We start from the raw sequence: 12,527 nt of genomic DNA on the forward strand, positions 1-12,527 counted from the left end.
CAAAGAAAAGTCGAATCGATTCCACAGATTCTTTAATATGGGGGCTCCGGCGCATTCGCTGTGATTTAATGCTTTGAATCTCGGTTTCTGCAACGCTGACATTGGAAGACCACCTATAATCTAGAAGATATACCTTGGAAATAAAGGTATCCTTCGCGATTATGGGGTCGATTTCGAAAAGTCAAGGGATTTTTTCAATGCTTTTTGAACATTTTTCAACATTTATGACACGCTGAATGATTACCAGTTACTGGATTGAAGTGCATAGGTCATGTACTATATAAGAAAAAAATGTTTCCTTCGTTGCTGCCACCTGCGGCTATCCTTGAACCGGCGGAATGCAGACGGGGATAGCTTCGCGGCGGCTGCGGCGGGAATGTCAGGCAAAATCGGGTTTTGCAGATTGGCAGTAGGATAACACGCATGGGTTGTGGTATAATAGACAAGATGTGGTTTTACAGGGGGGACTAGCCGGTTCATGGGCAAAGTGTACATATGCGATCATCCGCTTATTCAGCATAAGCTGACGTTCATTAGGGATGAGAACACGACGACGAAAGATTTTCGCGAATTGGTAGATGAAGTAGCTACGCTGATGGCTTATGAAATAACGAGGGAAATTCCGCTTGAGACGGTGCAGGTGCGCACGCCCGTTACGACGGCGGAATGCCGGATCATTTCCGGGCGAATGCTCGGGTTGATTCCGATTTTGCGGGCGGGCCTCGGCATGGTCGACGGCATCTTGAAGCTGGTGCCGGCGGCGAAGGTCGGGCACATCGGCTTGTACCGCGATCCGGAGACGCTGAAGCCGGTCGAATATTACGCCAAGCTGCCGACGGATGTGCAGGAGCGGGAGCTGATCGTGATCGATCCGATGCTGGCTACGGGCGGATCGGCCAACGCGGCGATCACCGCACTGAAGCAGCGCGGCTGCCGGCAGATCAAGCTCATGTGCCTGATTGCCGCGCCGGAAGGGGTCGAAGCGGTGCAGAAGGAGCATCCCGATATCGATATTTATGTGGCGGCCGTTGACGAATGCCTGAACGATCACGGATACATCGTTCCGGGGCTCGGCGATGCAGGAGACCGTCTTTTCGGCACGAAATAATCATGGTCCAGGAATCCAGGGAGAGAGGGGAGAAGCAAGTCCGATGAGAAAAACAAAGGTGATTACGATTTTCGGGACGCGCCCGGAAGCGGTCAAGATGGCGCCGCTGGTTAAGGAGCTGGAGAAGCGGGCAGAGATCGAATCGCTCGTATGCGTGACGGCGCAGCATCGCGAAATGCTCGATCAGGTGCTGGATATATTCAAGATTCGGCCCGATTACGATCTGGACGTCATGAAGCAAGGGCAATCGCTGAGCGATGTCGCGATCCGTGTGCTGCAGGGCCTCGATCCTGTGCTCAGGGAGGCAAAGCCGGATCTGATCCTGGTGCACGGGGATACGTCGACCACCTTTTTGGCCAGCTACGCGGCCTTCATGCAGCAGATTCAGGTCGGCCACGTCGAGGCGGGGCTGCGTACCTGGAACAAGCTGTCGCCTTATCCCGAAGAGATGAACCGCCAGCTCACCGGCGTGCTCTCCGATCTGCATTTTGCGCCTACCAAGTGGTCGGCGGGCAATTTGCGCAAGGAGAACAAGCCCGAGGAGCGGATCTTTGTCACAGGCAACACCGTGACGGATGTCTTCCAATATACGGTGAAAAAGGATTTCCGTCACCCGGCGCTCGAGTGGGCTGAGGGGAAACGCCTCGTGCTGATGACCGCCCACCGCCGCGAATCGCAAGGGGAGCCGCACCGCAACATTTTCCGCGCCGTGCGCCGTCTGGCAGACGAGTTCGAGGATATCGCTATCGTATACCCGGTTCATTTGAGCCCTGCGGTGAAGGGACCGGCCTACGAAATGCTCGGCGGACACGACCGCATCAAGCTGATCGATCCGCTGGACGTTTCCGAGTTTCACAATTTTTATCCTCATACTTATATGATTTTGACCGATTCGGGAGGGCTGCAGGAAGAAGCGCCGTCCTTTGGCGTGCCGGTGCTGGTGCTGAGGGAGACGACGGAGCGGCCGGAAGGCATCGAGGCGGGAACGCTTGAGCTGGTGGGCACCGACGAGCAGCGCGTCTATGAAAGGGCGAAGGCGCTGCTGACCGACGAGGCGCTGTATGACAGGATGCACCGGTCTGCGAATCCTTACGGCGACGGGCAAGCCTCCAGACGGATCGTCGATGCGATTTTGTACCATTTTGGCCACAGGTCGGAAAGGCCGGAATCGTTCCGCTGAGAACGCGCCGTTTCCTGTCCGTGATACCGGTGCTGAGTCTGGGCCCCGGACAATCGGGAAAACAGGACAGTATACAGTTATACTGTATGGTAATGGAAACGAAAAAATCCAGTAATATCAAGGATTTTTGGCGAAACGTTCACTAAAAGTTTGATTTTATTTGAATTGACAAACCTTGCGTCGCTTCGGTAAAATATATGAGGATTGACAGGGGTTATGCGGTTATGAATAAAAGGGGCAATGGAGACAATCCATGGCGGGCCGCAGGACTTGTAGGCGTCATGGGAATCGACGTCGCGGTCTGTATGTATTTGGGCTACTTCATCGCAGACCGGCTTGCCGGGACGCGGGGGTGGCTCGTATTCGGGCTCATTGTCGGTTTGGCCGTCGGCATACTTACCTGCGTCATGCTGCTTAAGAGAATTATGGAGGATGCCGATGGATGATGTCTTGAATCGAGCCTTGCGCGTTGCCCTTTTCTTTGTAGCATCCTGTCTGCTCGTGTGGGCGCTATTCCCCGCTTGGAAGACGCTGGCGGCAGGCCTCATTCTGGGCACCTTGACCAGTGTGATGAATGCGCTTTTGCTGCGCCGCAGAGTCGACCTGATCAGCCGGGCTGTGGCCGAAGGGCAGGGAGCGAAACGGATGAGCCTAGGCCTGGGATCCCGGTTGGCGATGGTTTTGCTCGCTGTGATGGTGGCCTATCGGTTCCCTTGGCATTTCCATCTGATCGCTACACTCGCTGCATGTTTTTTGGTGCAGATGGTTTCATTAGTTATTGCTTTTATCCTTAACCTTAAGCGCTCTGACGGAAAGGGGTGAAATTACAGCATGCATATATTCCCCATCTTTGAGTTGGGAGGCTTGAAATTCGACCTTTCGTCGATCATTGCGATCTTGGTGTCTTGTGTCATTGTGTTCATTCTGGCCAGACTCGCCGTGAGAAATTTGTCGGTGGAGAATCCGTCGAAGCTGCAAAACTTCTTCGAATGGGTCATCGAATTCGTGCACAATACGATCGCAAGCACGATGCCTTTGCATCGCGCCAAGCATTTTGTCGTGCTCGGCACATCGCTGATAACGTTTATCTTCATCTCGAACCTTCTGGGCTTGCCTTTCGGTATCGTGTTCAATGCAAGCGAGGAAGTTAGGCTGTTCGGGCTGACGATCATCTCCCAGGAGACGATTGATGCTCACGGCGGCCATGCGCATGTGGCCTTCTGGAAATCGCCGACGGCGGATATCGCGGTTACGGCGGGGCTTGCGATTGTCGTGTTCCTGCTTACGCATATTCTTGGCTTGATCATGAACACGAAGCATTATTTGAAGCATTACTTCGAACCGTTCTGGTTCTTCCTTCCGCTCAACCTGCTTAAGGAAGTGGCAAAGCCGCTCACGCTGGCTCTTCGTCTGTATGCCAATATTTTCGCAGGGGAAGTTTTGATCGCGACGATCCTAATGCTGGGTTGGGTAGGAATTCCGCTCTTGGCGGTATGGCAAGGCTTCAGTATTTTCGTCGGTGCAATTCAGGCGTTCCTGTTCACTATCCTGACGATGGTGTATATCGGGCAAGCGACTGTGCACGAGGAGCATTAACCACCTTATGAACCCGATCGCCGGCACGGCCGTGCAGCGGGATGCATACACAACATCATTTACCATTCTGGGAGGAATAAAACAATGGATGTATTGGCAGCAGCAATTGCAATCGGTTTGGGTGCCATCGGCGCCGGTTTCGGTAACGGTATGATCGTAAGTAAGACAGTTGAAGGTATCGCTCGTCAGCCGGAAGCAAAATCCGCTCTGCAAACGACGATGTTTATCGGTGTAGGTATCGTCGAGGTCGTGCCGATCATCGGCGTCGTTCTCGGATTCCTGATCTTCTTCGGTGGCTAATAACTGAACATGAGCTCCACCCGTGAGGCGCGGATGACGTAAGTCTCCACGCCTTCGTTATGATTGGAACGGCTAGGGCACCGATCAGGAACCATTCGCAGAAAGGAGTGTAAGCTGTGGAGTTTGTATGGACATCGACGGTCATTGCGATTTTGGCCTTTGCATTATTATATTGGCTGTTGAGTAAGTATGCGTTCGGCCCGCTGATTGCGGTGATGGAGAAACGCAGAGAATTGATCAAAGAACAGATGAACACGGCTGAGAGCAGCCGTAAACAGGCGGAGCAGCAGCTGGAAGAGCAGAAGAAGGCGCTCCAGGCGGCCCGTCAGGAAGCTTACGAAATTATCGAGCAGGCAAGGACGACCAGCGCCAAGCAGGCCGACGATATTTTGGAGCAGGCCAAATCCGAAGCTTCGCGCATGAAAGAAGAAGCGCTCCGCGATATCGAGAACGAGAAGAACAAAGCGGTTACTGCGCTCAAGGCGCAGGTCAGCGCGATGTCCGTTATGATCGCTTCGAAGATTATCGAGAAGCAGATCGACGAGAAGTCGCAACAAGAGCTGGTTGACCAATACCTGAAAGAGGTAGGAGGCAACCGATGAGCGACGCCGTGGTAGCTAAAAGATACGCCAAAGCCTTATTCGAGATCGCCAGCGAGCAAGGCCGGATCTCCGAGGTAGAGGCGGAGCTGAAAGCCGTGGTCGAAGCGCTTAAGGCAAACCCTGATATATACAAGGTGATCAAGAACCCTACGGTCGAGGCGTCTGCCAAGAAGGACATCCTGAAGCAGTGCTTTGAGGCGGCCGTATCGGAGCCGGTGCTGAACATGCTGAATCTGCTGATCGACCGGCGCAGGGAAGAAGCGCTCGAATTCGTAGTTCTGGATTACGTGAAGATTGCGGGCGAAGCACTGGGACAAGCCGACGGAACCGTCTTTACTCCCGTCGAATTGTCCGAAGCGGAGCTCAGTTCGATCGCAGCAGCGTTCGGCGAATTGACAGGCAAACAAATCCGTGTGAAATCGGTTATCGATAAAAGCTTGCTGGGCGGCATTCAGGTTCGCATCGGCGACCGTCTGTACGACGGCAGTCTGGCGGGCAAGCTCAATCGTCTGCAAAAAATGTTGAATGAGTCTCAAGCACTGTAGATAGGGGTGAGGTCGTTGAGTATCAAACCTGAAGAAATCAGCACATTGATTAAACAACAGATCGAGAAATACAAGTCTGACATTCAAGTGGTTGACGTAGGTACGGTTATCACGGTCGGTGACGGTATCGCCCGCGCGCATGGCTTGGAGAATGTCATGGCAGGCGAGCTGCTGGAGTTCCCGAATGGCGTGCTCGGTTATGCGTTCAACCTGGAGGAAAGCAACGTCGGTATCGTTATTCTGGGACCTTACTCGGATATCCGCGAAGGTGACCAAGTGAAGCGTACGGGCCGCATCATGGAGGTGCCCGTAGGCGAAGAGCTGCTCGGCCGCGTCGTGAACCCGCTCGGCCAGCCGGTGGACGGCAAAGGCCCGATCAACACGACGCAATTCCGTGCGGTCGAATCTCCGGCTCCTGGCGTTATGGCTCGTAAATCGGTTCACGAGCCGATGCAGACCGGTATCAAGGCGATCGACGCGATGATCCCGATCGGCCGCGGACAGCGCGAGCTGATCATCGGCGACCGCCAGACCGGTAAAACGTCGATTGCGATCGATACGATCGTCAACCAGAAGGGCAACGGCGTAAAATGTATCTATGTTGCTATCGGCCAGAAGCAATCCACGGTCGTTAACGTAGTGGAAACGCTGCGTCGCCATGGTGCGCTCGATTATACGATCGTCGTCACCGCCAGCGCTTCCGAGCCGGCTCCGCTGTTGTGGCTGGCTCCATACGCCGGCTGTGCCATGGGCGAATACTTCATGTACAAAGGCGAGCATGTGCTGATCGTTTATGACGACCTGAGCAAGCAGGCGGCCGCTTACCGCGAGATGTCCTTGCTGCTTCGCCGTCCTCCGGGCCGCGAGGCTTATCCGGGTGACGTCTTCTATCTGCACTCCCGCCTGCTCGAGCGCGCGGCCAAGCTGAGCGACGCCCTCGGCGGGGGATCGATGACAGCCCTGCCGTTCATCGAGACGCAAGCTGGCGACGTATCGGCATACATCCCGACGAACGTCATCTCGATTACGGACGGTCAGATCTTCCTGGAGTCCGACCTGTTCTATTCCGGACAGCGTCCGGCGGTGAACGTCGGTATCTCCGTATCCCGGGTCGGCAGCTCCGCGCAAATCAAGGCGATGAAGAAGGTCGCCGGTACACTCAAAACCGACCTGGCGCAGTATCGCGAGCTGGCTGCATTCGCAGCGTTCGGCTCCGATCTGGACAAGGCGACCCAGTCTCGCCTGAACCGCGGCATTCGTACGCTCGAGCTGCTCAAGCAGGGCGTGAACCAGCCGATGCCTGTCGAGAAGCAGGTCGTTGCCATCTATGCGGTCGTCAGAGGCTTTGTCGACGACCTTCCGGTTCAAGACGTTCGCCGATTCGAAACCGAATTCCTCGCTTATGTCGAATCGAACCGTCCGGAAATTCTGCAAAGCATCCGTGATACGAACGACCTGACGTCCGAGAACGAAGAAGCGCTGAAAGAAGCGATCGGACAGTTCAAGAAGAGCTTCGCTCCTTCTGAATAAAGAATGAAGGCCTGAGCTTCTCGCTTTCGGGAAGCTCGGTGTTCCATTTGCAGCGGTTGTTCCATGCTTTCGCAGCAGGATGAGGGTCCCGAGTTAGGCTGCATTCCGTACATTCCGAATGACGGTAGCGAGAGAGAGGTGAACAGGCATGGCCAAAGGGATGCGCGAAATTAAGCGTCAGATCAAATCAACTCAAAGCACGAAGCAAATTACCCGGGCGATGGAAATGGTCGCGGCCGCTAACTTGAAGAGAGCGGAGCAGGCCGCCCAATCCGCCCGTCCGTATGCAGAGAAGATGAAGGAAGTTATCGCGAGCATTGCCGCAGGCACGAAGGGCGTGAAGCACCCGATGCTGCAAAGCCGCGAGATCAAGAAGACCGGGTATCTCGTCATCACCTCCGACCGCGGTTTGGCCGGCGGTTATAACGCCAACGTGCTCCGGAAGGTCATGAACGTGATCAAGGAAAAGCATCGTTCCACGGACGAGTATTCGATTTTTGTCGTCGGGCGCAAAGGCCGCGACTTCTTCAAGAAGCGCAACATTCCGATCGTTCAGGAAGTGACCGGGCTGCCCGACAAGCCGGCATTCTCGGACATCAAGAACATCGCGAATGCAGCGGTGAACAATTTCGAGAACGGATCTTATGACGAGCTGTACCTTGTTTATAACGAGTACAAAAATGCCATTTCGCAAATTCCGGTGATGAAGCGTCTTCTCCCGCTTGAAGAAGTATCCGGCGGCACTGTATCGAGTTACGAGTACGAGCCTTCTCCCGAAGGCGTCCTCGAAGCGCTCCTGCCGAGATATGCGGAAACGCTCATCTACAGCGCGGTGCTCGACGGCAAAGCCAGCGAATTCGGCGCGCGGATGACGGCAATGAACAATGCGACGAAGAACGCGACGAAGATGATCAGCACCTATACCCTGCAGTATAACCGTGCCCGTCAGGCAGCGATTACGCAGGAGATTTCGGAGATTGTCGCCGGTGCGAACGCACAGGCTTAAGATACGGATTTACTAGATGCTCTTAGGAGGGAAACCATGAAGAAAGGGCGCATTGTCAACATTACAGGGCCGGTTGTCGACATCGAGTTCGAACGCGGACACCTTCCTGAAATTATGAACGCCATCAAGATTGAAAGAAAAGCGCAAAATCCTGGCGAGCAGGATATCAATCTGACGGTGGAAACGGCGGTACACCTCGGCGACAATATGGTTCGTACGATCGCCATGTCCTCCACCGACGGCCTTGTCCGCGGCATGGAGGCAGTGGATACGGGCGCTCCGATTACGGTGCCGGTCGGCGCGGCGACGCTCGGACGCGTATTCAACGTTTTGGGCGATCCGATCGACCATGATCCGAACGTAGACCGTTCGTTAACGAGCCCGATTCACAAATCGGCGCCGCCGTTCGAAGAGTTGTCCACGCAAGCGGAAATTCTCGAAACAGGCATCAAGGTTATCGATCTGATGGCTCCGTACGCCAAGGGCGGCAAGATCGGCCTCTTCGGCGGTGCGGGCGTAGGCAAGACGGTTACGATGCAGGAGCTTATTCATAACATCGCGCAGGAGCACGGCGGTATTTCCGTATTCGCCGGCGTCGGCGAAAGAACGCGCGAAGGGAACGACCTTTATCACGAGATGTCGGATTCCGGCGTTATTTCCAAGACGGCGATGGTATTCGGCCAGATGAACGAGCCGCCGGGCGCCCGTCTCCGCGTTGCGCTGACAGGCCTCACCATGGCGGAATATTTCCGTGACGTAGAAGGTCGGGACGTGCTGCTGTTCATCGACAACATCTTCCGTTTCACGCAGGCGGGTTCCGAGGTTTCGGCGCTGCTCGGCCGGATGCCTTCCGCGGTTGGTTACCAGCCGACCCTCGCAACGGAAATGGGCCAATTGCAAGAGCGGATCACATCCACGAAGAAAGGCTCCGTTACGTCGATTCAAGCGATCTACGTTCCGGCGGACGACTATACGGACCCGGCTCCGGCAACGGCGTTCGCTCACTTGGACGCAACGACGAACCTGGAGCGGAACATCGCGGCCATGGGTATTTTCCCTGCGGTTGACCCGCTGGCTTCGTCTTCCCGGATTCTGACGCCGGAAGTATTGGGCGAAGAGCACTACAACGTCGCTCAAGGCGTCAAAAAGCTGCTGCAGCGCTACAAAGAGCTGCTTGATATCATCGCGATCCTCGGGATGGACGAATTGTCCGATGAGGATAAGCTGGTCGTACACCGCGCGCGCCGCGTTCAGCTGTTCCTGTCTCAGCCGCTGCACGTTGCCGAGGCGTTCAACGGCATTCCGGGCGTATACGTGCCGGTTAAAGAAACGGTGCGCAGCTTCAAGGAAATTCTCGAAGGCAAGCACGACGATCTTCCGGAACCGGCGTTCCACAACGTGGGGACGATCGAGGATGCGATCGAGAAGGCGAAGACGCTGTAATCCAGCAGTATAAGAAGGCCCGGCTTTCTGCGGAAAGCCCGGCTTCGATCGATACAGGGCTTTTTCCATAGGAAGCTCTCATCAAGGGGGGAATCCAAGTGAGCACATTTGTGCTGGAAGTGGTCACTCCGGAGCGCAAAGTGTACGCCGAAACGGTGAACATGATCATCGCCAAAGGTATCGAAGGAGAGCTTGGAATTCTGCCGAATCACATCCCGCTCGTTACTCCGCTCAAGATTGCACCGCTGAAGGTGAAGAAGCAAGGTCAACCCGATCAGTTGATCGCTGTGCACGGCGGCTTCATGGAAGTGCGGAAGGATAAAGTGGTTATTTTGGCGGAGAGCGCCGAATTGCCGGAGCAGATCGACGTGGAGCGTGCGAGATCGGCAAAACAGCGCGCCGAAGAACGGCTGAAGCAGGCCAAGCGGGACGACATCGATTTCAAGCGCGCCGAGCTGGCTCTGCAGCGGGCGATGAACCGGCTTGACGTTACCGGGAAATAATAACGAATCGCATATAGCGGGGGAACCGAGAGAGTGATCGGTTCCCTCGTTTTTTAGTTCGCGCTTGAGCTCATCAACCGGGCGAGAGGCGAGCTATTCGGCTGAGGGAAAAGCTCCGGGAGGACGGCGATTGACTTGTCCCGCGATCTATCCATGTATCCATGACGGCATGCGGCCATCCGGAACTAGCCTGGGCGAACTCCCTCGGACAATAAACCGCTCCAGCCGGGCGTCAGCCGAGCCCCACGCGCCGATCGGCGCCAATCCGACCATCCTTTTTAAGCATAGGCACGAAAAACTATCCTATTCCTCCCCAAATGGCCTAATGGACGCAAATAAGAGCGAAAAGGTTTCGCAGAAATGTTAGACACTGGGACTGGCAGTTTGCTATAATTGGAAGGGTGCTGCCAAATCGCATGCGGACTTCTTGCGTGAGATGTGTCCGGAATGTGAAATGAAGGCAAAACTTTTTAAAAGTGGGCCGCTTTGTCCGATAATAAACGTATACGCTTTCTGTTATGAGCAATTGTCAACGTATTGTCAAACATTTTTTTAGGTTCAATCAATACATTAATACAATCGAGCGACAGCGGCGTGCAAGCGAGAACCGGGGGTGTGCCGGCGGCCCGTCAACGGTTCCTTCATGTATATACCACTCTATACCACTCGAAGGGGGCGGTTCGTTCAGATGTACATGAACAATTACGTGGTTGTAACGATTTTTATTTTTCTGGGCGTCATGCTTCCGATTGCTGCGCTCACGATCGGGCGATGGCTTAGACCCCATAAGCCGGTCGACGAGAAGTACACCACCTATGAAAGCGGTAACGAACCGGTTGGCGAAGGGCAGGTTCGCTTTAACATCCGCTACTATCTGTTTGCGCTGATGTTTGTTATTTTTGACGTGGAGACGGTATTTCTGTATCCGTGGGCCGTCGCATACGGCCATCTGGGCCTGTTCGCCCTGGTGGAGATGTGCATCTTCGTCAGCCTGCTGGTGGTCGGTTTGATCTATGCCTGGAAGAAGAAGGTGCTGCAATGGTCCTCCATTTAGAATCCATAACACCAGAAGAACGGCAGGAGCTGGAGCGCAACGTCTTTATGACGACGCTGGAGCAGCTGAAGGCTTGGGCGCGCAGCAACTCCTTGTGGCCTTTGACCTTCGGTCTCGCCTGCTGTGCGATCGAGATGATGGGAACCGGGGCGTCGCATTACGATTTGGACCGTTTCGGAGTCATCTTCCGGACGTCCCCCCGCCAGTCCGATGTCATGATCGTTGCCGGGACGGTGACGAAGAAGATGGCGCCGCTGCTGCGCCGATTGTACGATCAAATGCCGGAGCCGAAATGGGTGATCGCCATGGGATCCTGTGCGACGGCCGGCGGCCCGTATGTGAAATCGTACGCGGTGGTCAAAGGCGTCGACCAGATCGTTCCCGTCGATGTATACATTCCCGGCTGTCCGCCGAATCCGGCGGCCTTGATCTACGGCATCAACAAACTGCAGGAAAAAATCCGCTACGAAGCGAAAACCGGTAAGCAGGTGACGAATCGATGAGCGAGGATCAGAAGAAGGAACGGCAAGAGGGGCAATCGCCGCCAGCCGAGAATAAGGAAGCGCCGGCGCAAGCGGGCGCTGAAGGTGCGGGCGCGGCGAAAGCGCCGACCGCTGCGGCGAAAGCGCCGCAGGATGGCGGCACGGCGCCCGCGGGCGAACGCGCGGCGGAGGCCGCCGCGGCGAAAGCGGCAGCCGCTGCGGGCGATGCCGATCGCAGCACGCCGGGCGCAGGCGAAGCGCCGCCGATGAGCGGCGAGCCGGCCGAAGTGCCGGGCGCGAGCGTCGCCAAGGCTGGCGGCGCGGGGGAGCCGCCGGGAGGCTACGCGGCCGCCGGCGGCGACGGCGCTGCGCCCGGCCGCAGCGCGGAGCCGGAGCGCGCCGATGCGGCGGCGAAGCCGGGCGCGGACGCAGGCCAGCCGGCAGAGGCCGCGCCGCCAGCCCGCGCCCGCGCGGCCGCGCAAGGCGCCGCAGCCGCGCAAGGCGCCGCGGCGGCGAAGCCCGCGCGGCCGGCGAAGCCCGCGGAGCCGGGCGATGCGCCGGCGGCTGAGCGAGCGGCGCCGAGCGACGCCGAGAAGGAGGCGAAGGCGAAAGCCGCCGCCGAAGCGAGAGCGGCCCGCGCAAGCGCGCGCGCAGCCGCCAAAGCCGGCGCCGACCCGGAGGCGCCGAAGGAGCCGTCGCCGAATCAGCCGCTGCTGGATCGGCTTGTCGAGCTGCTGAAGCAGAAGGTCGGGGAAGACGCGGTGGAGCAGGCGTTCATTAATGAAAGGGACGGGCATCGCCCCTGTGTTTACGTGAAGCCGGGGCGCTGGAAGGCGGCCGCTGCTCTGCTGAGAGACGATCCGGAGCTGAAGCTCAATTATTTGCGCAATGTGGCGGGAATCGATATGGAGACGCATATGGAGGTCGCTTACCATTTCATCTCGCTCGAGACGAAGCGCGAATACGGCGTCAAGGTCAAGACCGATCGCGACAACCCGTCCATTCCGTCGATTACGGAGCTGTATCCGACGGCCAACTGGAACGAAAGAGAGATATACGATCTGTTAGGCATCGACTTTCCCGGGCATCCCGATCTGCGCCGCATCATGATGGCCGACGATTGGGTCGGCCACCCGCTGCGCAAAGATTACGAACCGCTCGACCCGGAGGTGTAGGAC

General features: G+C 56.4%; 15 protein-coding genes. All 15 read left to right on the top strand.

Going from position 1 to position 12,527, the window contains the following annotated elements:
- Positions 1-478: 478 nt before the first annotated feature.
- The 15 genes from upp to F591_RS0116070 all read left to right on the top strand — a co-directional run bounded on the left by upp (position 479) and on the right by F591_RS0116070 (position 12,524).
- Positions 479-1,108, top strand: coding sequence for a uracil phosphoribosyltransferase (gene upp, locus F591_RS0116000; RefSeq protein WP_019535632.1), 630 nt, complete (start codon positions 479-481; stop codon positions 1,106-1,108).
- A 43-nt stretch (positions 1,109-1,151) separates the two neighbouring features.
- Entirely contained in the window at positions 1,152-2,288 is a 1,137-nt protein-coding gene (gene wecB / locus F591_RS0116005) for a non-hydrolyzing UDP-N-acetylglucosamine 2-epimerase (RefSeq protein ID WP_019535633.1), read from the top strand.
- 224 nt (positions 2,289-2,512) lie between these two features.
- Complete coding sequence (locus tag F591_RS0116010; protein WP_019535634.1) at positions 2,513-2,734, top strand: hypothetical protein; 222 nt, start codon at positions 2,513-2,515, stop codon at positions 2,732-2,734.
- The gene (locus tag F591_RS0116015; protein WP_019535635.1) at positions 2,727-3,110 is read left to right on the top strand and encodes an ATP synthase subunit I; all 384 of its coding nucleotides are present in this window, start codon (positions 2,727-2,729) and stop codon (positions 3,108-3,110) included. Before F591_RS0116010 ends, F591_RS0116015 begins: the two co-directional genes overlap by 8 nt.
- 9 nt (positions 3,111-3,119) lie before the next feature.
- Positions 3,120-3,884 (top strand): F0F1 ATP synthase subunit A, encoded by a 765-nt coding sequence (atpB, locus tag F591_RS0116020; RefSeq protein ID WP_019535636.1) that lies wholly within the window; start codon positions 3,120-3,122, stop codon positions 3,882-3,884.
- An 84-nt stretch (positions 3,885-3,968) separates the two neighbouring features.
- Positions 3,969-4,184 (top strand): F0F1 ATP synthase subunit C, encoded by a 216-nt coding sequence (gene atpE, locus F591_RS0116025; protein ID WP_019535637.1) that lies wholly within the window; start codon positions 3,969-3,971, stop codon positions 4,182-4,184.
- Between the two features lie 116 nt (positions 4,185-4,300).
- Positions 4,301-4,786: a F0F1 ATP synthase subunit B gene (atpF, locus tag F591_RS0116030; protein ID WP_019535638.1), complete on the top strand. Its 486-nt coding sequence runs from the start codon at positions 4,301-4,303 to the stop codon at positions 4,784-4,786.
- Positions 4,783-5,331, top strand: coding sequence for a F0F1 ATP synthase subunit delta (locus F591_RS0116035; protein ID WP_019535639.1), 549 nt, complete (start codon positions 4,783-4,785; stop codon positions 5,329-5,331). The genes atpF and F591_RS0116035 overlap by 4 nt, the downstream gene beginning before the upstream one ends.
- A gap of 15 nt (positions 5,332-5,346) precedes the next feature.
- Positions 5,347-6,861, top strand: coding sequence for a F0F1 ATP synthase subunit alpha (atpA, locus tag F591_RS0116040; protein WP_019535640.1), 1,515 nt, complete (start codon positions 5,347-5,349; stop codon positions 6,859-6,861).
- 148 nt (positions 6,862-7,009) lie between these two features.
- On the top strand, positions 7,010-7,867 hold the full coding sequence (gene atpG, locus F591_RS0116045; protein WP_019535641.1) for an ATP synthase F1 subunit gamma: 858 nt from the start codon (positions 7,010-7,012) through the stop codon (positions 7,865-7,867).
- Positions 7,868-7,903: 36 nt separating this feature from the next.
- Complete coding sequence (atpD, locus tag F591_RS0116050; protein ID WP_019535642.1) at positions 7,904-9,310, top strand: F0F1 ATP synthase subunit beta; 1,407 nt, start codon at positions 7,904-7,906, stop codon at positions 9,308-9,310.
- 98 nt (positions 9,311-9,408) lie between these two features.
- On the top strand, positions 9,409-9,813 hold the full coding sequence (locus tag F591_RS0116055; protein WP_019535643.1) for a F0F1 ATP synthase subunit epsilon: 405 nt from the start codon (positions 9,409-9,411) through the stop codon (positions 9,811-9,813).
- A 688-nt stretch (positions 9,814-10,501) separates the two neighbouring features.
- On the top strand, positions 10,502-10,867 hold the full coding sequence (locus F591_RS0116060; protein WP_019535644.1) for an NADH-quinone oxidoreductase subunit A: 366 nt from the start codon (positions 10,502-10,504) through the stop codon (positions 10,865-10,867).
- Positions 10,852-11,370: a NuoB/complex I 20 kDa subunit family protein gene (locus F591_RS0116065; RefSeq protein WP_019535645.1), complete on the top strand. Its 519-nt coding sequence runs from the start codon at positions 10,852-10,854 to the stop codon at positions 11,368-11,370. Before F591_RS0116060 ends, F591_RS0116065 begins: the two co-directional genes overlap by 16 nt.
- Positions 11,367-12,524 carry an NADH-quinone oxidoreductase subunit C gene (locus tag F591_RS0116070; RefSeq protein ID WP_019535646.1) on the top strand — a complete coding sequence of 386 codons (1,158 nt, stop codon included), beginning with the start codon at positions 11,367-11,369 and terminating at the stop codon, positions 12,522-12,524. Before F591_RS0116065 ends, F591_RS0116070 begins: the two co-directional genes overlap by 4 nt.
- The last annotated feature ends 3 nt before the right edge of the window (positions 12,525-12,527 follow it).

Source organism: Paenibacillus ginsengihumi DSM 21568, assembly GCF_000380965.1.
In the GTDB taxonomy this organism is placed as follows: Bacteria; Bacillota; Bacilli; order Paenibacillales; family NBRC-103111; genus Paenibacillus_G; species Paenibacillus_G ginsengihumi.